Here is an 18,295-nt window from a genome sequence, read left to right on the forward strand (position 1 = left end):
CGACGCCGACGGCGGGTGGCGCCGCCGTGGCCGGTGCCGTAGCCGATCAGCACGTTGCCGGAGCCGGCCCGCTCCTCCTCGCGGTAGGTGGCGTGCCCGGCGGGCTCGTCGCCGCCGTCCAGCGGCGCGATGGTGATCAACGGCTGGCCGACCGGACGTACCTCACCGGCCGCGCCGTGCAGGGTGACCACCCGGCCGGCGTACGGGCAGGGCACATCGACGACGGCCTTGGCGGTCTCCACCTCGACCACGCTCTGGTCGACAGTCACCACGTCGCCGACGGCGACCCGCCACTCGACGATCTCCGCCTCGCTCAGCCCCTCGCCCAGGTCGGGCAGGAGAAAGACCCGGGTTCCCTCGACGGTGGTCATGCCGCCGCCCAACGCGCGTCCGGCTGGTCGTCCCACTGGAGCCGGGCCACCGCGTCGAGCACCCGGTCCACGCCGGGCAGGTGGGTGTGCTCCAGCATCGGCGCCGGGTACGGGATGTCCAGCCCGGCGACCCGCAGCACCGGGGCGTGCAGCGCGTGGAAGCAGCGCTCCTGCACCCGGGCGGCGATCTCCGCGCCGACGCCCGCGAAACCGGGCGCCTCCTGAATCACCACGCACCGGCCGGTGCGCCGGACCGAGGCGGTGATGGTGGCGTCGTCGAACGGCACGATGGTGCGCACGTCGACGACCTCCAGGTCCCAGCCCTCCTCGCGGGCGGCCTCGGCGGCCTCCAGCGCGACCGGCACCGCCGGCCCGTACGCCACCAGGGTGGCGTCGCGGCCGGGCCGGCGCACGACGGCCGCCCGAACGGTTCGGTACGGGTCGGCAGCGACGCGTCGGCGCTGGCGAAGTAGAGCTTCTTGGGCTCCATGAAGACCACCGGGTCGGGGTCGTCGATCGCCTCGCGCAGCAGCGAGTACGCGTCGCCGACGGTCGCCGGGGTGACCACCTTCAGGCCGGGGGTGTGCGCGTAGTACGCCTCGGACGAGTCGCAGTGGTGCTCGACCCCACCGATGCCGCCCGCGTACGGCACCCGGATGACGATCGGCACGCTCAGCGCGCCCCGGGTGCGGTTGCGCAGCTTCGCCACGTGCGAGGCGATCTGCTCGAACGCCGGGTACGCGAAGGCGTCGAACTGCATCTCGACCACCGGCCGCAGCCCGGACATGGCCATGCCGACGGCGAAGCCGACGATGCCGGCCTCGGCGAGCGGGGTGTCGAAGCAGCGGGTGTCACCGAACCGGGCCTGGAGGCCGTCGGTGATCCGGAAGACGCCGCCGAGCGCGCCGACGTCCTCACCGAAGACGACCACCCGGTCGTCGGCGGCGAGCGCGTCGGCCAGCGCGGCGTTGAGCGCCTTCGCCATGGTGGTGGCCATCAGGCGTCGCCCTCCTCGTCGTGCGCGGCGGCCAGTTCGGCGCGGACCTGCTCGCGCTGTTCGATCAGCTGCGGGGTGGGTTCGGCGTAGACGTGGTCGAAGAGGCTCAGCGGGTCGACCACTGGCTGCTCGTGCATCCGGGTCCGCAGGTCCGCCGCGTACGCCTCGGCCTGGTCGGCGATCTCGGCGATCGCCGCGTCGTCGAGCACGCCGCGGGCGCGCAGGTAGGTCTCCAGGCGGGCGACCGGGTCCCGGTCGCGCCAGGCGTCGACCTCGGCGCCGTCGCGGTAGCGACTCGCGTCGTCGGCGTTGGTGTGCGGCTCCATCCGGTAGGTGTGCGCCTCCACCAGGAACGGCCCCTTGCCGGCGCGGGCGTGCTCCACCGCGCGGGTGAGCACGGCGAGCACCGCGACCGGGTCGTTGCCGTCGACCTGCTCGCTGGGCACCCCGTAGCCGACGCCCTTGTAGGCCAGCGACGGCGCGGCGGTCTGCCGGGAGAGCGGGACGCTGATCGCGTACCTGTTGTTCTGCACGAAGTAGACCACCGGCGCCTTGAACACGGCGGCGAAGTTGATGCCCTCGTGGAAGTCGCCCTCGCTGGTGGCGCCGTCGCCGATGAAGGCCAGCGCCACGGTGTCGCGACCCTGGTACGCCTCGCCGTGCGCCAGCCCGGCGGCGTGCACGCACTGGGTGGCGAGCGGGGTGCACTGCGGCGCGGTGTGCACAGCGGTCGGGTCGTAGCCGCAGTGCCAGTCGCCGCGCAGCAGGGTGAGCACGTCGACCGGGTCGATGCCCCGGGCAACCAGTGCCATCGATTCGCGGTACGTGGGGAAGACCCAGTCGGTGTCGCGGACGGCGAGCACCGCGCCGACCTGGCACGCCTCCTGGCCTCGCGAGGACGGGTAGACGGCGAGCCGACCCTGCTTGGTCAGGGCGGTGGCCTGGGTGTCGAAGCGACGGCCGAGCACCATCGGCGGTACAGCTCGCGCAGCACCTCGACGGGCGGTTCGGGGTAGTCGGTGCGGGCCGGCAACGGCGTGCCGGTCGGGTCGAGCAGGCGGACTGGCTCGGCGTCCGGCAGCAACGGGCGCGCCGGGTCGGGCGGGGTGGCCGCCGACGGGTGCGCGGGGATGCCCTGCGGACCGCCTGGGGAGTGGTCGTCACGGCGGAACCTCCTGGGACGTGTGGTGAGCCTATGCTTCCGCTTGTCGGATGATTGACTCAAGATCCACGCGGAAGGCGGGACGATTGGTATGCGGAGGATCCATCTGTGAGCCAGGAGACCGCCGGTGGAGCGGGCCGGGCAGCGGGATCGGGACGATCGGTCCGAGCCCTCGACGAGGTGGACCGGCGGATCGTCGACGAGCTGGTCCGGGACGGTCGAACGTCGGTACGCACCCTCGCCGAGCGGATCCACATCTCCCGCACCAACGCGTACGCGCGGGTGGAGCGGCTGGTGCGCGACCGGGTGATCACCGGCTTCCATGCCCGGGTGGCGCCCGAGGCGGCCGGGCTGGGCACCTCGGCGTACATGGCGTTGACGATCGAACAGAACACCTGGCGGGAGGTGTCGGCCGAGCTGGCCCAGGTCCGCTACGTCGAGCACGTCGCGTTGCTCAGCGGCGAACACGACGTGCTGGCCCTGGTCCGCGCCCCGGACAACGCCGCGCTGCGGGACGTGGTGCTGGACCGGGTGCAACGCATCGCCGGGGTGCTGTCGACGCGTTCGTGGCTGGTCTTCGAGGAGTTCGGCGGGACGCAGAGCCCCTGGCAGTAGGCCTGGCCGGTCACCGTTCGGGCGGGGCCTCCAGCCCGTCCCGGTCGGCCAACTCCAGCAGCGGTTCCAGCGAGTGTCGGTCACCGTCCAGGCCGGCGTGCGGGTCGCCGCGCTCGGCGAACCGGGCCGGCATGCTGAGCACGTCGAAGTCCTCCGGGCGGACCTGGTCCAGCTCGGACCAGTCCAGCGGCGCCGAGACCAGCGCGGCGGGCGTCGGCCGGATCGAGTATGCCGACGTCACCGTGTGGTCGCGGGCCATCTGGTTGTAGTCGACGAAGACCGGCCGGTCCCGCTGCTCGCGCCACCAGGTGGTGGTGACCAGGTCCGGCAGCCGGCGCTGCATCTCCCGGCCCAGGGCGAGCACCGCCCGTCGGCAGTCACCGAAGCTCCACCGCGGCTCGATGGACAGGTAGACGTGCAGACCCCGGCCGCCGGTGGTCTTCGGGTAGCCGGTCATGCCCAGCTCGGCGAGGAACGCGCGCACCTCGTGCGCCACCGGCACCACCTGGTCGAAGCCGACCCCGGGCATCGGGTCCAGGTCGATCCGCAGCTGGTCGGGGCGCTCCACGTCGGCGGCGCTGACCGGCCACGGATGGAACCGCAGGGTGCCCAGGTTGACCGCCCAGATGACCACTGCCAGCTCGCTCGGCGCGACCTCGTCGGCGGTACGGCCACTGGGGAAGGTGATGTGCGCGGTGCGCACCCACTCGGGCGCGCCCGCCGGCAGCCGCTTCTGGTAGAACGCGTCACCCCGGTTGGTCTGCCGGGTCGCGATGGTCGCGCCCTCGAAGACGCCACGCGGCCACCGTTCCAGCATGGTCGGCCGGTCCCGTAGCGCGCGCAGGATGCCGTCACCCACCGCCAGGAAGTAGCGGACCACGTCCAGCTTGGTCAGCCCCCGCTGGGGAAAGTACGGCTTGTCGGGGCTGGAGACGCGGACCAGCCGCTCCCCCACCCGGATCTCCTCCGCCGCCGTCGCCACGCCACCGAGGGTACGACCTACGCCGCCGGCGCAGGCCCCGCGAGCGCACATCGGCACGGCGCGGCGTCGGGCACGGTTACCGTCGGCGCGCCCGGGTAGGGGGGCCGCATGGCGGAACTGGCAACCCTGTGGATCGTCCGGCACGGCGAGAGCACCGCGAACGTCGCGGCGACGCACGCCGAGGCCTCGGGCGCGGAGCTGATCGACCTGACCCACCGCGACGCCGACGTGCCGCTCTCCGCGACCGGTGAGGAGCAGGCCCGGGCGACCGGGCGCTGGCTGGCCGAGCTGCCGGACGGCAAGCGCCCGGACGTGGCGGTGGTGTCGCCGTACCTGCGGGCGGTGCAGACCGCGCGGCTGGCGCTGGCCGGCACCGACATCCCGGTCCACCGGGACGAGCGGCTGCGCGACCGGGAGCTGGGCATCCTGGACGGGCTGACCGGGCACGGGGTGCGCCGGCGGTACCCGGACGAGGCCGAGCGACGGGCCCGGCTCGGCAAGTTCTACTACCGGCCGCCCGGCGGGGAGTCCTGGACGGATGTGGCCTTACGCCTCCGGACGCTCCTGGGTGACCTGCGGCGCGACCACGAGGGCTGTCGGGTGCTGCTCTTCGGCCACGACGCGCTGGTCCTTCTGCTGCGCTATCTGGTGGAGGGGTTGACCGAGGAGGAGCTGATGGCGCACACCCGGCAGGAGGTGATCGCCAACTGCTCGATCACCGAGTGGTCCGCGGACGCCGAGGAGCGACTAACCCTCACCGCGTTCAACACCGTCGGGCACCTGCGGTCGCGGGGCGCCGAGCCGACCAGGGAGGACGAGATCAATGCCGAGCCGGTCTGAGGTGAAGGTGATCACGCCGGGGCTGCTGCGGGACTGGGCGCTGCCGGTGCCGGCCGGCGGGAAGGAGAGCCGGGGCACCGTGCTGGTGGTCGGCGGCTCCCGCTTCACCCCGGGCGCGGTGCTGCTGGCCGGGGTGGCGGCGCTGCGCGCCGGGGCCGGTGTGCTCCAGCTCGCCGCCGCCGAGTCCACCGCCGCCACGCTGAGCATCCAGGTGCCCGAGGCGCTGGTGGTCGGCCTACCGGAGACCGCCGACGGCGCGGTGGCCGCCGACCGGGACGGCCAGCTCGGCGACCTGGTGGCCCAGGCCGACGTGGTGACCCTCGGCCCCGGGCTGAAGGCGATCGACGAGACCAACCGGCTGCTGGACCTGGTCCTGGAGGCGGCCCGGCCGGACACGTCGCTGGTGCTCGACGCGTACGCCCTCGGTGCGCTCAGCCACGCGCCGGACCTGCTGCTCGGCTCGGGCCGGCCGGTGCTGCTCACCCCCAACGTCACCGAGGCCGGGCACCTGCTCGGCCGGGACCCGGGCGACGACCTGGACGCCGAGGCGGCCGAGTTGGCCGTCCGGTACGAGGCGGTCGTCTCGCTGTACGGGCATGTGGCCGCCCCGGACGGGCGGGGTTGGCGGGAGGAGAGCGGCGACGCCGGGCTGGGCACCTCCGGCAGCGGGGACGTGCTCGCCGGGTTGCTGGCGGGTCTGCTGTCCCGGGGGGCCGACCCGGCGCAGGCCGCCTGTTGGGGTTCGTTCGCGCACGCGGTGAGCGGCCAGCGGCTGATCCCCCGCTACGGCCGGATCGGATTTCTGGCCCGGGAGCTGCTCGACGAGATCCCCCGCACCCTGGCCATGGTCTGATCGGGCGATTTCCACTGTTTCCGCAGATCACCACCGGGGTACCGGAACCATACCGAGACGAGATTCAGGGAGGTCACACCGGTGTCGACCGATGCCATCGTCCTGCTCAAAGAGGACCACAAGGAAATGCGCCGCCTGTTCAAGGCCTTCCAGGACGCCGAGGAGGGGCCCGCTGGCAAGCGGCAGAAGTTGGTGGACCAGATCCTGGAGGCACTGACGGTGCACACCTATCTGGAGAACGAGGTGATGTACCCGGAGATCCGCCGGCTGCTTCCCGACCTCGAGGACGACATTCTCGAATCGTACGAGGAGCACCACGTCGCCGACGTCCTCTGCGCCGAGCTGGCCAGCATGGACGCCAGTGACGAGCGGTTCAACGCCAAGACGACGGTGCTGATCGAGAACGTCACCCACCACGTCGAGGAGGAAGAGGAGGAGTGGTTCCCCAAGGTCCGCGACGCGCTGGGCCGCAAGCAGCTCCAGGAGATCGGCGAGAAGATGATCGCCCTGCGGGCGGACGCCCCGCGTACCCCGACCGACCCGAAGGCGATCAAGAAGGCAGTGGACGCGGTGACCGCCTGAGGCCACCGCACAGACCGAAGGGCCCGGCATCACGCCGGGCCCTTCGTCGTGCGCCGCAGGTCAGTGACCCGAGCCCGGCTCGGCCATCCGGCGGTGCTGCTCGGACTTGAGCTTGTCCGGAATGATCTTGCCGGCGGCGGTCTGCACCTTGTTCATCAGCGAGCCGGCGGTGACCGTCTGATCGCCCTTCATCATCGCGGCGAAGCCCTGGGCGGCGACCTCCGCCGGGTCATCCTTCTTGCCGGACCCCACCCGGGTGTCCTCCATGTCGGCGCGGTCGAAGAACTCCGTGTCGGTCGGCCCGGGCATCAGCGCGGTCACCGTGACACCGGTGTCCTTCAGCTCGTTGCGCAGCGCCTCGGCGAAGGACTGCACGAACGACTTCGACGCGTTGTAGACCGCCTGGAACGGCCCGGGCATGGTGGAGGCGATCGACGAGGTGAACAGCACCCGGCCCGCGCCCCGCTCGACCATGCCGGGCAGCAGCCGCTTCGCCAGGTGCACTGTCGAACGCACGTTCAGGTCGACGATCTCCAGTTCGTCGGCCAGGTCGGTACCGCCGACGAAGGCCCCGCCCGCGCCCCGACCGGCGTTGAGCGCCAGCGCGTCCAGCGGCCTTCCGGTCGCGGTGACGGCGGCCACCAGCTCCGCCACGCCCTGTTCCCGGGCCAGGTCGACGCGGACCGACCAGACGTGCGGACCGTCCTGGCGGCGCAGCTTCTGCGCCGCCAGGTCGATGCCGTCATCCTCGGCGGCGATGACCAGGTCGAAGCCGTGCTCGACGAACTGCACGGCCAGCTCGTAACCGATCCCGCTGGACGCTCCGGTCACCACGGCGAGCGGTCGTTCGGTGGTCGGTGTGGTCATGATGAGGGTTCCTCCCGGATCAACGGCGGTCGTACCGGACGCGGTATCCGCTCCCCTACCGGGTGCCCCGCCACCTGCCGCCCAACCCTCCGGCTAGGATCGGCCTGGGCCGTTACTGGCGCGTTGGGATGGAGAACCATCGGGGAGCGGCCCCGTCACGAGGACGTTCGCCGAGCGCCTGGGCCTTCCCGCACGTCTGTTGGAGGTCGCATGTCGCGCAACGCCGAGTCCACCGCATTCCGCAGTGCCCTTGAGGTGATCCGGGCGGTCGAGCCCCGGGTGGCCGACGCCATCGGCGCCGAGCTGACCGACCAGCGGGAGTCACTCAAGCTGATCGCCAGTGAGAACTACGCCTCCCCGGCGACGCTGCTGGCCATGGGCAACTGGTTCAGTGACAAGTACGCCGAGGGCACCGTCGGCCGCCGCTTCTACGCCGGCTGCCAGAACGTCGACACCGTCGAGGCGCTCGCCGCCGAGCACGCCCGCGAGCTGTTCGGCGCCGCCCACGCGTACGTGCAACCCCACTCGGGCATCGACGCCAACCTGGTCGCGTTCTGGGCGGTGCTGGCCGACCGGGTGGAGTCCCCCGCGCTGAAGAAGGCGCAGGTCCGTCAGGTCAACGACCTCACCGAGGCCGACTGGTTCGCGCTGCGGCGCGAGCTGGGCAACCAGCGGATGCTCGGCATGTCGCTGGACGCCGGCGGGCACCTCACCCACGGCTTCCGGCCGAACATCTCCGGCAAGATGTTCGACCAGCGCAGCTACGGCACCGACCCGGCGACCGGCCTGATCGACTACGACCGGGTGGCCGAGGCGGCCCGCGAGTTCAAGCCGCTGATCCTGGTCGGCGGCTACTCGGCGTACCCCCGGAAGGTGAACTTCCGGATCCTGCGGGAGATCGCCGACTCGGTCGGCGCCACCTTCATGGTCGACATGGCGCACTTCGCCGGTCTGGTGGCCGGCAAGGTGTTCAGCGGCGACTTCGACCCGGTGCCGCACGCGCACATCGTCACCACCACCACCCACAAGTCGCTGCGCGGCCCGCGCGGCGGCATGGTGCTCTGCCAGCCGGAGCTGGCCGACCAGGTGGACCGGGGCTGCCCGATGGTGCTCGGCGGTCCGCTGCCGCACGTGATAGCCGCCAAGGCGGTCGCGCTCGCCGAGGCCCGCCGGCCGGACTTCGCCGACTACGCCCAGCGGATCGTGGACAACGCCCAGGCGCTCGCCGAGGGGCTGCTGCGCCGGGGCGCGAAGCTGGTCACCGGCGGCACCGACAACCACCTGGTGTTGATCGACGTGTCCGGTTACGGGCTCACCGGCCGGCAGGCCGAGCAGGCTCTGCTGGACTCGGGCATCGTCACCAACCGCAACTCGGTCCCGCAGGACCCGAACGGCGCGTGGTACACGTCCGGCATCCGGATCGGCACCCCGGCGCTGACCACCCGGGGCCTGGGCACCGCGGAGATGGACCAGACCGCGGAGCTGATCCACACCGTGCTGACCCAGACCAGCGCCGGCGCCAACACCGACGGCACCCCCTCGAAGGCCAAGTACACAATGGACCCCGACCTGGCCGACAAGGTCGCCCGCCAGGCCGCCGACCTGATGGCCCCGCACCCGCTCTACCCCGGCATCGACCTGGCCTGACCGGCCGGGTCGAGGTAGCCGTCCCGGGCGGTATACCGCTGCGGCATATTCATGACCCAGAGGTATACCGCTCGGGAGGAACACTCGGTGCCGGTGCGACCGACAGTCAGGCCATCGGGCGCTTGAGGTGGTAACGGTGCACCTCGGTGCTGCCCTGGACGTTGTTCACGTCCTCGGCGGCGGAGACCAGCTCCCAACCCTCCCGGCCGGCGCGGTTGAGGTGCGCGATGGCGGTGTCGCCGTAGGCGGTGATGTCCTTGCGCGAGCCGTCTGGGCCGTACCAGACGAACGAGACGTGGAAATTGCGGCCCTGTCCCTGATAGCGGCGGACGAGCAAGGCGTACTCCCAGGCAACCATGCGGCCCATTATGGCCGTCCAAGCAGGACGGCGACACGCGGGCCGTTGCGCTTTGCCATCCAATGAACGCGGTGCGTCAACCCACCCCGAGGGTACGCAGCTCTCCGGCCGCCACCGGATCGGTGCAGCCGGCCAGGGTGAGCGCGTCGGTCAGCTCGGCGGCGAGCAGCGCCAACGCGTCCCGGGCGGCCGACTCCCCACCGACGGCCAGCGCCCACAGCAGTGGCCTGCCGACGAGCACCCCGGCCGCACCCAACGCCAGCGCCCGCAGCACGTCGGTGCCACCACGGATGCCGCTGTCCAGCAGCACCTGGCACCCGTCCCCGACCACGTCGACGACCTCCGGCAGCATGGTGACGCTGGCTGGCGCGCCGTCCAGTTGCCGCCCGCCATGGTTGGAGACGATCACCGCGTCGGCGCCGACCCGTACCGCCTCGGCCGCGTCGCGCGGGTCCAACAGCCCCTTGAGCACCAACGGCAGGTCGACCCGCTCGCGCAGCCAGGCCACATCCGCCCAGCGCAGCGCCGGCGCGAACGACGCGGCGGCCGCGGACACCCCGGGCGCACCGGAGTGTGCCAGGGCGTCGCGGCCGTCGGGCAGGTTCGCGGCGACCACGTCCGCCGGCAGCCGGAACGCGTTACGCAGGTCCCGGGGACGGCGGCCGAGCACCGGGACGTCCACGGTGACCACCACCGCCCGGCAGCCGGCCTCGACGACCCGGTCCAGCAGATCACTGACGAGAGCCCGGTCGCGCAGCCAGTAGAGCTGGAACCACACGTCCGCGCCCGTCCTGGTGACCTGCTCGATGGGCGTGCTGCCCAGCGTGCTCGCCAGGTAGGGGATCCCGGCCGCACCGGCCGCCGCCGCCAGAACCACCTCCCCGTCCGGGTGGACCAGTCGCTGGTACGCCATCGGCGCCACCCCGACCGGCATGGCGTACCGGCGGCCGAGCAGCCGGACGCCGAGGTCGACCGTGTCCACCCCACGCAGCACCCGCGGCAGCACCGCGACGCGGTCCAGCGCGCGACGGTTCGCGGCGAGGGTCACCTCGGACGCGCTGCCACCGGCCAGGTAGTCCCACACCTCCGGTGCCAGCACGGCCCGGGCCCGCTCGGCGTAGTCGGCGAGCGACACGACCGGCAACTCGGCCCGCGGCGCGGGCGCGGCGGGACTGGGCCGCCGGCTCCTCGGGGTAGCCACGGAACCTCCATGGTGCGGCAGCTCAGGGGCGTGGCGCAAACCTAGCCGCCCGCCCTGACGAGCGTCAATCGACGGTGCTCGGGCCGGCCAATTCAGTTGCGAACCGGAGTCGGGTTCCGCAGGCTCGGACGGATGAGCACCCCGCCCAATCCCGACGTACCGGACACCGAGCACGAGGTGGCCGACCGGATCGACGTGGCCCTGGTCCACCGGCTGGTGGCCGAGCAGTTTCCCCGGTGGGCACACCTCCCGGTCCGCCCGGTGGAGGTCGACGGCTGGGACAACCGCACCTTCCGGCTGGGCGAGGAGATGACCGTGCGGCTGCCCAGCGGCGCGGGATACGCCCTCCAGGTCGCCAAGGAGCAGCGTTGGCTGCCGGTGCTCGGCCCACGACTGCCACTGCGGGTGCCCACCCCGCTGGCCCAGGGCCGCGCCGACGCCGGCTACCCGTACCCCTGGTCGATCTACCGGTGGATCGACGGACAGACCGCCCGAGCCGATCGGATCGACAACCTGACCCGGTTCGCCACCGACCTCGCCGCCTTCCTGCGCGCCCTGCGCGGCATCGACGCCACCGGCGGCCCGGCCGCCAGCCCGCACAGCGCCTGGCGGGGCGGCCCGCTGTCCACCTACGACGCCGAGACCCGGGCGGTGATCGAGGCGCATCGCGACCGGGTGCCCGTCGACGTGGTCAGCGGCATCTGGCAGGCCGCTCTCGACGCCACCTGGGACGGCCCACCGGTCTGGTTCCACGGCGACTTCGCGTCCGGCAACCTCCTGGTCCGTGGCGGCAGGCTGGCCGCCGTCATCGACTTCGGCTGCTCCGGCGTGGGCGACCCCGCCTGCGACACGGTGATCGCCTGGACGATGCTGCACGGCCGCAGCCGGACCGTCTTCCGCGACGCGCTCGGTTTGGACGAGGCCACCTGGGCCCGAGGACGGGGCTGGCTGCTGTGGAAGTCGCTGATCACCCTGGACAACCCGGACCCCGGCAAAGCCGCCGACGCCCGCCACGTGCTCGACGAACTGCTCGCCGAGCACAGCGTGCCCCGCTGAACCGCCGGGTGGAGGACACCAATCCGACAGCGCCGCCATCTCCGCGAGGTGTTCGTCGGACGTTCGGCTGACGGCCGCGCGGGCGTCGGCCGGAACGGCTAGCCTCGGCGCCCGGCACGTTCCGCCCGCCCTGCGCCCAGGAGGCCGCCGCGCATGACGTCGTCACCCACCCGTCGCACCACCGCCGAGGTCACCGCCGTCCACCGGATCGGCGACCATGCGCCGCACAGCGCGTTCACCGACCTCGTCCGGTACGCCGGCCGGTGGTTCTGCGCCTTCCGCGAGGCACGGACGCACCTGAGCGACGACGGTGTGATTCGGGTGCTGACCTCGACCGACGGCCGGTCGTGGAGCTCCGCGGCAGTCATCTGTCAGGACGGCGTCGACCTGCGCGACCCGCGCTTCGTCGCGCGGCCCGACGGCCGTCTGCAACTGCTGGCGGCGGCCGCCACCGGCCAGGCCACCAAGACGTTCCAGACGGTGACCTGGCACTCCGGCGACGGGCACGCCTGGGGCGACCCGACCCCGGTCGGTGAGCCGGGCGTCTGGGTGTGGCGGGCGGCCTGGCACGACAACACGATGTACGGCGTCGGCTACGCCACTCACGAGCCGAGGTTCGCCCGGCTCTACCGCAGCAGCGACGGGGTCGACCTGCAGCCCTGGGTGCCGATGCTGTTCCAGGGCGGGTACCCCAACGAGTCGGGGCTGGTATTCGAGCCGGACGGCACCGCGCGCTGCCTGCTGCGGCGCGACGGGGTCGCCGCGAGCGCGCAGCTCGGCCGGGCCGAGCCACCGTACCGGGACTGGACCTGGACCGACCTGGGTGTCCAGGTGGGCGGCCCGACGCTGCTGCGGCTGCCCGACGGGCGTCTGCTGGCCGGGGTACGCCTGCACGACGGCGAGGTCCGCACCGCGGTCTGCGCCGTCGACGCCGAGCGGGGCGAGCTGACCGAACTGGTCGCGCTGCCCTCCGGCGGCGACACCAGCTACCCCGGTCTGGTCTGGCACGACGATCTGCTGTGGGTGAGTTACTACTCCTCGCACGAGGGGCGGAGCTGCGTCTACCTGGCCGAGGTCAGGGTGGCGGGCTGAACGGTCCGAACGGGAAGGGTGATCAGCCCGGCGCGAACGCCGGCGTCTGCGCGTGGATGTGGAACCGCAGCGACCGGGCGTCGGTGAAGCACTCCCGCATCGGACGTACCAGGTCCCGATGCTCCGGGCTGCGCTCCCACCTCTCGAAGTCGGCCAGGCTGGCCCACTCGCTGGTGATCAGCCACTGCTCCGGGTCGGTCGACGACTGGCAGACCTGGTCGACCAGGTGCCCCGGGACGCCGCCGGCGACCAGGTGCCGCACCTCCTCGTAGGCGGCGAGGAACGCCTCGGTACGCGGTGCCGGCACCCGCACCAGGAAGACCACCCGGGCCCGCTGCTCACTCATCACACCGCTCCCCTCGTCGGCGCGGCGCCCCGCAGGACCAGCGCGCTGTTGAACCCGTCGAAGCCCCGCGCGCAGACCAACGCGAGGCGGCTGCGGGGCCGGCGGTGCTCGCGCAGGAAGTCCAACTCGCACCCCTGGGCCACCTCGTCCGGCCCGGCCGACGCGGGCAGCGTGTCGTGCGCGAAGGCGAGCAGCGCGGTGGCCGCGTCCAGCGCCGAACCACCCTGGTACGCCCGGCCCGTCAGCGGCTTCTGCGTGCTCACCGGAGGCGGCCGGTCGGCGAACACCGCGCGCAGCGCCTCGGCCTCGCTGCGGTCGTAGCGGGGCACCCCCAGCGCGTCGGGCAGCACCACGTCGATCCCGGCCGCGGCGACGCCCGCCCGGTCCAGGGCCAGCCGCATCGCCCGCGCGTACTGGCCCGGGTCGCCGGCGCTGTCCGCCGTGGTGTGCGCGGCGTCGTGGGTGGAACCCCACCCGCTCACCTCGCCGTAGACCCGGGCGCCCCGGGCCAGGGCGTGCCCCAACTCCTCCACCACGAACACCGCTCCCCCCTCGGCCGGCAGGTACCCGCTGGCGGTGGCGTCGAACGGCCGGTACGCCCGCTCCGGGTCGGCGACGTCGCTGAGCAGCCCCGAGCGCAACTGGCAGGCCAGCGCGTACGGGCTCAGCGGGCACTCGGTGGCCCCGGCGATCACCACCGGAGTGCCCCGGCGCACCGCGCGGGCGGCGTGCGCCAGGCTGTCCAACCCGCCGGCCGACTCCGCGACCAGCACCCCGCTCGGGCCCTTGAACTGGTGGTGGATGGAGAGCTGCCCGACGCTGGCCGCGTAGAACCAGGCGATCGACTGGTACGCCCCGACCGTCCGGGACGGCCCACCCCAGAGCCGTTGCAGCTCCCGCTGACCGAACAGGTTGCCCCCCGACGAGCTGGCCAGGGTCACCGCGTAGCCGTACGGGTCGGGGGCCCGCTCGGGCAGGCCGGCGTCGGCCAACGCCAGCCGGGTGGCGGCGAAACCGAGGTGCGTCCACCTGTCGGTCTGCACCAACTGTCGACTGTCGGCGTAGGAGTCGGCGGTGAACCCGGGCACCTCCCCGCCGAAGCGGGTCGGGTAATCGGACGGGTCGAACAGGGTGATCGGCCCGGTCCGGCGGGTGCCGGCCAGCACCGTACGCCAGTGCGCGTCCGCGCCGACGCCACTGGGCGCGACCACCCCGATGCCGGTCACCACCGCGCGGGCGACCCCGGCGGTCACGCCGCCACCGCCCCGGCCATCCGCCGGAACACCATCGCCGACTGGAAGCCGCCGAACCCGCTGCCCACCGAGAGGGCCACGTCCACCGGGACCTCCCGCGCCTCGTTGGGCACGTAGTCCAGGTCGCACTCCGGGTCCCGGGTGCTCCAGTTCGCCGTCGGCGGCACCACACCGAACTCGATCGCGAGAGCGCACGCGGCCATCTCGATCGACCCGATCGCGCCGAGCGAGTGCCCGACCATCGACTTGATGGAGCTGATCGGCACCCGGTACGCGGCCTGGCCGAGCGCCCGTTTGAACGCGGCCGTCTCGTGCCTGTCGTTCTGCCGGGTGCCCGAGCCGTGCGCGCTGATGTAGGAGACCTGCTCGGGGAGGATCCTGCCCTGCTTGAGCGCGTCGGTGACGGCCAGGCTCATCTCCAGCCCGTCCGGGCGTAGCCCGGTCATGTGGTAGCCGTTGCTCCGGCTGGCGTAACCGGCCACCTCGCAGTAGATGTGCGCCCCCCGGCGGCGGGCGTGCCCGGCCTCCTCCAGCACCAGCACCGCCCCGCCCTCGGCCAGCACGAACCCGTGCCGGTCGGCGTCGAACGGGCGGGAGGCGTGCGCCGGGTCGTCGTTGTCCGGACTGGTCGCCTTGATCGCGTCGAACGAGGCGACGGTGACCGGCGAGATCGGCGAGTCGGACGCGCCGGCCAGTATCACGTCCGCCTCGCCGTCCACGATCAGCTGGTGGGCGTACCCGATCGCGTCGATGCCGGAGGTGCAGCCGGTGGAGACCACCTGCGCCGGGCCGTGCAGGCCGTACCGGCAGGCCACGTCGGCGGCCAGGCTGCTGGGCACCAACGCCTGGTAGAGGTACGGGCCGCCGCGCGCGCCGTCGACCAGCCAGCGCCGGCCGTGTTCGCTGACCGTGACGTACTCCTGCTCCAGCGCCATCGTGCCGCCCACGGCCGTGCCCAGCACCACCCCGGCCCGGTCCCGCTCCGCGTCGGTGAGCACCAACTGGGCGTCGGCGACCGCCTCCGCGGAGCAGGCCAGCGCGAACTGCACGTACCGGTCGGCCCGGCGTCGTTCGGCCTCGGTGAGCCCGGCCGCGACCGGGTCGAAGTCGCACTCGGCGGCGATCTGCGAGCGGAACGCCGACGGGTCGAAGAAGCTGATCCGCCGGGTGGCGGTCCGCCCCTCGGTGATGGTCTTCCAGAAGCGGTCCCGGCTGGCGCCGCCCGGGGCGACCACCCCAACCCCGGTCACCACCGTGCGGCGCCCGGTCACGACGCGCCCCGCTGTTCGGCCAACTCGGTGTCGACGTGCCCCAATTCGGGCCGGGGGGCGAGCGGGCCCAGGTGGAAGACCACCTCGGCGGGTTCGACGCCGGTGTTGCGCAGGCGGTGCCGCACGTTCACCGGTACGAACAGCGCCTCGCCGGCGGCCAGCGGCGTCGGCTGGTCGTCCAGGTCGACGGTGATCGCACCCCGCACCACGTACAGGAACTCCTCGCTGTACGGGTGGTAGTGCTCGGCGATCCGCTCCCCCGGTGCGAGCGTGGCCACCCCGAGGAAGCCGGAGGTGCTGCCGACGGTGCGGGGGCCGAGCAGCACCCGCAGCTCACCGCCGCGCCGCCGGTCGGCGGGTACGTCCCCGGCGGCGACCGGCCGGGTGCTCAGGTCACTCATCGCCGGCCTCCGTGGACCCGTCGCCGCCCGCCGGGTCGCCCTGGTCGGCACGCTGCCGGGCGATCCGCTCCACCCGGTCCTTGATCACCGCGAGTTGGATGACGCTGTTGGTGTTGATCCGCTCGGTCATCGCGGCGTTGTCGACAGGCGCTGTCGGCTTCATCGCGAAGTCCTGCGTCCAGGTCATCCGGGTGCCACCGGCCTCCTCAATGTAGCGCCAGTGGATCCGCATGTACTCGAACGGACCGGTCTCCACCCGGTGTGCCCGGACCTGGCGGCTCACCGGATCGGCGGTGCGTTCGCTCACCCAACTCCAGGTCACCCCGTTCTCGTCCGGGTACATGGTGAGCCGGAACCGCACCGTGTGCCCCTCGCGGTGCAGGATGTCCACCACGGCGTACTCGGTGAACAGCTCGGTCCAGTTCGCCACGTCGTTGGTGACCTCCCAGACCAGCCCCAGGGGCGCGTCGATGAGCACGCTGTTCTCGGTGTGCCCGGGTGGGTCGGCGCGGCGGGCGACCAGCTCGGCCACCGCCGGGATGCTCAGCTGGCCGGCCTGCTCGGGGATGCTCACCTGCCACCGGTCGGCGACGACCGCGGAGAGTTCCAGCAGGGCGAGCGAGTCCATGCCCAGCTCCTCCAGCGACGCGGCGGGTGCCCGGGCCGCGGCGTCGGCGTCCAGCCCGCAGTGCGCCACCAGGATGTCGGTGATCTCGGCGGTCATCGGGCGACCATGGGTGACGGTCATCGGGTCCTCCTGTGGGTTACGTCGGGCGCCGCGCTGGGCGCGGTGCGCGGTGTGGGGGTGGCCGCCGGCTGCGGCGCGGGCGCGGCGAGCAGCCGGTCGACCAGGCCGGTGGTGTAGCGGCCCTTGCGGAACGCGGCGTCGTCGAGCACCCGCCGGACGAACGGGATGGTGGTGTGCACGCCCGGACCGGCGACGTCGAACTCGTCCAGGGCACGTTCCAGCCGGTTGAGCGCCAGCTCCCGGTCGGGTGCCCAGACGATCACCTTGGCCAGCAGCGAGTCGTACCAGGGGCCGACCAGGTAGCCGGCGCTGGCGTGGGTGTCGACCCGGGTGAACGGGCCGCCGGGTGGGGTGAACCGCTCCAGCCGCCCGGGGGTGGGGGCGAAGCCGCGCGCCGGGTCCTCGGTGTTGACCCGGCACTCCACCGCGACGCCGTGCAGCCGGATGTCCTCCTGCCGCCACCGCAACGGCACCCCGGCGGCGATGTGCAGCTGCTCGTGCACCAGGTCGATTCCGGTGACCATCTCGGTGACCGGATGCTCCACCTGGATCCGACAGTTGATTTCGAGAAAGTGGAACTTCTCCTCGGCGTCGACCAGGAACTCCAGCGTGCCGGCACCGACGAAGCCGACCTGGAGCGCACCCCGCAGCGCGGTCTCGGCGATGGTGTCGAGGACGGCGGCGGGCAGCGCCGGGGCGGGCGCCTCCTCGACCAGCTTCTGGTGCCGGCGCTGCACCGAGCAGTCCCGGGTGCCCAGGTGCACCCCGTTGCCGTGGGAGTCGCAGAGCACCTGCACCTCGACGTGTCGCGCCTCGGTGAGGTAGCGCTCGACGTACACCCGGTCGTCGCCGAACGCGGCCTGCGCGGCGGCGCGGGTCCGGGTGTACGCCCGGCGCAGCTCACCCGGGGTGCGCACCACCGTCATCCCCCGGCCACCGCCCCCGGCGGCGGCCTTCACGATCACCGGGTAGCCGATCGCCTCGGCGACCTCGGCCGCCGCCGCGGCGGTCGGCACCGGCGCGACACTGCCCGGCGACAGCGGCAGACCGGCGCGGCTCATCAAGGCCCGCGCCGAGGACTTGTCGGCCAGCGCCGCCATCACCGCCGGCGGCGGCCCGATGAACGTCAGCCCGTTGTCGGCGCAGATCTCGGCGAAGTCGGCGTCCTCGGACAGGAAGCCGTAGCCGGGGTGCACGGCCTGCGCCCCCACCTGCCGGGCCGCCTCCACGATGGCGGCGGCGTTGAGGTAGCTACGCCGACTCGACGCGGGCCCGATCCGGACGGCCTGGTCGGCGCGGCGGACCACCGCCGAGTCGGCGTCCGCGGCGGAGTAGACCACCGCCGTCCGCACGCCCAGCTCCTTGCAGGCGCGCAGCACCCGCAGCGCGATCTCGCCCCGGTTGGCGATCAGCACGGTCTCGAACATGGTCAACCACCCCGCGCCGTCACGCCGGGTCCAGTTCGACCAGCGGCTGGTCGTACTCGACCGGCTGGCCGTCCTCGACGAGGACCGCGACCACCCGACCGGCACGCTCGGCGGTCACCTCGTTCATCAGCTTCATCGCCTCGACGATGGCGATCGGCTGGCCCGGGCGGACCAGGTCGCCCACCGCGACGAACGGCGGCGCGCCGGGTTCCGGCGCCCGGTAGAA

At 73.0% G+C, this 18,295-nt stretch carries 19 protein-coding genes, 2 pseudogenes and 1 riboswitch; of the genes and pseudogenes, 7 read left to right on the forward strand and 14 right to left on the reverse strand.

The annotated features are described in order from the left end of the window. The 3 genes and pseudogenes from JM949_RS22075 to pdhA all read right to left on the reverse strand — a co-directional run. The coding region (locus JM949_RS22075) for a biotin/lipoyl-containing protein (protein ID WP_407664798.1) at positions 1–371 on the reverse strand (371 nt) is incomplete at its 3' end. After that, positions 368–1,371 (reverse strand): annotated as a pseudogene (locus JM949_RS22080) (alpha-ketoacid dehydrogenase subunit beta). The pseudogene JM949_RS22080 and the gene JM949_RS22075, both read right to left, overlap by 4 nt. After that, a pseudogene (gene pdhA, locus JM949_RS22085) lies at positions 1,368–2,532 on the reverse strand (pyruvate dehydrogenase (acetyl-transferring) E1 component subunit alpha). Before pdhA ends, JM949_RS22080 begins: the two co-directional pseudogenes overlap by 4 nt. A gap of 106 nt (positions 2,533–2,638) precedes the next feature. On the opposite strand from pdhA, the gene JM949_RS22090 reads away from it, so the two are divergent. Next, positions 2,639–3,145 (forward strand): Lrp/AsnC family transcriptional regulator, encoded by a 507-nt coding sequence (locus JM949_RS22090; protein WP_203150267.1) that lies wholly within the window; start codon positions 2,639–2,641, stop codon positions 3,143–3,145. Positions 3,146–3,155: 10 nt separating this feature from the next. Here JM949_RS22090 and JM949_RS22095 read toward each other — a convergent pair whose 3' ends face one another. After that, entirely contained in the window at positions 3,156–4,178 is a 1,023-nt protein-coding gene (locus JM949_RS22095) for a DNA polymerase domain-containing protein (protein ID WP_203150268.1), read from the reverse strand. Between the two features lie 57 nt (positions 4,179–4,235). Here JM949_RS22095 and JM949_RS22100 point away from each other — a divergent pair, with 57 nt between their 5' ends. The 3 genes from JM949_RS22100 to JM949_RS22110 all read left to right on the forward strand — a co-directional run bounded on the left by JM949_RS22100 (position 4,236) and on the right by JM949_RS22110 (position 6,402). After that, positions 4,236–4,967: a histidine phosphatase family protein gene (locus tag JM949_RS22100; protein WP_203150269.1), complete on the forward strand. Its 732-nt coding sequence runs from the start codon at positions 4,236–4,238 to the stop codon at positions 4,965–4,967. Then, on the forward strand, positions 4,951–5,820 hold the full coding sequence (locus JM949_RS22105; RefSeq protein WP_203150270.1) for an NAD(P)H-hydrate dehydratase: 870 nt from the start codon (positions 4,951–4,953) through the stop codon (positions 5,818–5,820). The genes JM949_RS22100 and JM949_RS22105 overlap by 17 nt, the downstream gene beginning before the upstream one ends. 81 nt (positions 5,821–5,901) lie before the next feature. Continuing rightward, entirely contained in the window at positions 5,902–6,402 is a 501-nt protein-coding gene (locus JM949_RS22110; RefSeq protein WP_203150271.1) for a hemerythrin domain-containing protein, read from the forward strand. Between the two features lie 60 nt (positions 6,403–6,462). Here the strand turns inward: JM949_RS22110 and JM949_RS22115 are convergent, their stop codons facing one another. Then, positions 6,463–7,269 carry an SDR family NAD(P)-dependent oxidoreductase gene (locus JM949_RS22115; RefSeq protein ID WP_203150272.1) on the reverse strand — a complete coding sequence of 269 codons (807 nt, stop codon included), beginning with the start codon at positions 7,267–7,269 and terminating at the stop codon, positions 6,463–6,465. 101 nt (positions 7,270–7,370) lie between these two features. Further along, positions 7,371–7,460, forward strand: a riboswitch (ZMP/ZTP riboswitch). A gap of 19 nt (positions 7,461–7,479) precedes the next feature. Between JM949_RS22115 and JM949_RS22120 the strand changes: the two genes are divergently transcribed. Next, positions 7,480–8,916, forward strand: coding sequence for a glycine hydroxymethyltransferase (locus JM949_RS22120; protein WP_203150273.1), 1,437 nt, complete (start codon positions 7,480–7,482; stop codon positions 8,914–8,916). A 106-nt stretch (positions 8,917–9,022) separates the two neighbouring features. On the opposite strand, the gene JM949_RS22125 is transcribed toward JM949_RS22120, so the two are convergent. Both JM949_RS22125 and JM949_RS22130 read right to left on the reverse strand, forming a co-directional pair. Further along, the gene (locus JM949_RS22125; protein WP_203150274.1) at positions 9,023–9,283 is read right to left on the reverse strand and encodes a hypothetical protein; all 261 of its coding nucleotides are present in this window, start codon (positions 9,281–9,283) and stop codon (positions 9,023–9,025) included. Positions 9,284–9,350: 67 nt separating this feature from the next. Further along, complete coding sequence (locus JM949_RS22130) at positions 9,351–10,475, reverse strand: alpha-hydroxy acid oxidase (RefSeq protein WP_407664799.1); 1,125 nt, start codon at positions 10,473–10,475, stop codon at positions 9,351–9,353. A 132-nt stretch (positions 10,476–10,607) separates the two neighbouring features. Between JM949_RS22130 and JM949_RS22135 the strand changes: the two genes are divergently transcribed. Together JM949_RS22135 and JM949_RS22140 are read left to right on the forward strand one after the other, a co-directional pair. After that, the gene (locus JM949_RS22135; RefSeq protein ID WP_203150275.1) at positions 10,608–11,531 is read left to right on the forward strand and encodes an aminoglycoside phosphotransferase family protein; all 924 of its coding nucleotides are present in this window, start codon (positions 10,608–10,610) and stop codon (positions 11,529–11,531) included. A 153-nt stretch (positions 11,532–11,684) separates the two neighbouring features. Then, a complete protein-coding gene (locus JM949_RS22140) occupies positions 11,685–12,623 on the forward strand; it encodes a sialidase family protein (protein WP_203150276.1) in 939 nt (312 codons plus the stop codon). Between the two features lie 22 nt (positions 12,624–12,645). On the opposite strand, the gene JM949_RS22145 is transcribed toward JM949_RS22140, so the two are convergent. The 7 genes from JM949_RS22145 to JM949_RS22175 all read right to left on the reverse strand — a co-directional run. Further along, entirely contained in the window at positions 12,646–12,969 is a 324-nt protein-coding gene (locus tag JM949_RS22145; protein WP_203150277.1) for an antibiotic biosynthesis monooxygenase family protein, read from the reverse strand. Next, positions 12,969–14,222, reverse strand: a complete 1,254-nt coding sequence (locus tag JM949_RS22150) for a beta-ketoacyl synthase N-terminal-like domain-containing protein (protein WP_203150278.1) — start codon at positions 14,220–14,222, stop codon at positions 12,969–12,971. The genes JM949_RS22145 and JM949_RS22150 overlap by 1 nt, the downstream gene beginning before the upstream one ends. Continuing rightward, the gene (locus tag JM949_RS22155) at positions 14,219–15,493 is read right to left on the reverse strand and encodes a beta-ketoacyl-[acyl-carrier-protein] synthase family protein (protein ID WP_203150279.1); all 1,275 of its coding nucleotides are present in this window, start codon (positions 15,491–15,493) and stop codon (positions 14,219–14,221) included. The genes JM949_RS22150 and JM949_RS22155 overlap by 4 nt, the downstream gene beginning before the upstream one ends. Then, complete coding sequence (locus JM949_RS22160) at positions 15,490–15,894, reverse strand: cupin domain-containing protein (RefSeq protein WP_203150280.1); 405 nt, start codon at positions 15,892–15,894, stop codon at positions 15,490–15,492. Before JM949_RS22160 ends, JM949_RS22155 begins: the two co-directional genes overlap by 4 nt. Continuing rightward, positions 15,887–16,642 (reverse strand): SRPBCC family protein, encoded by a 756-nt coding sequence (locus JM949_RS22165; protein ID WP_203150281.1) that lies wholly within the window; start codon positions 16,640–16,642, stop codon positions 15,887–15,889. The genes JM949_RS22160 and JM949_RS22165 overlap by 8 nt, the downstream gene beginning before the upstream one ends. Continuing rightward, a complete protein-coding gene (locus tag JM949_RS22170) occupies positions 16,639–18,069 on the reverse strand; it encodes an acetyl-CoA carboxylase biotin carboxylase subunit (RefSeq protein WP_203150282.1) in 1,431 nt (476 codons plus the stop codon). Before JM949_RS22170 ends, JM949_RS22165 begins: the two co-directional genes overlap by 4 nt. 19 nt (positions 18,070–18,088) lie before the next feature. Further along, on the reverse strand, positions 18,089–18,295 hold a 207-nt coding region (locus tag JM949_RS22175), incomplete at its 5' end, for an acetyl-CoA carboxylase biotin carboxyl carrier protein (protein ID WP_203150283.1).

This window comes from Micromonospora tarensis (assembly GCF_016803395.1).
In the GTDB taxonomy this organism is placed as follows: domain Bacteria; phylum Actinomycetota; class Actinomycetes; order Mycobacteriales; family Micromonosporaceae; genus Micromonospora; species Micromonospora tarensis.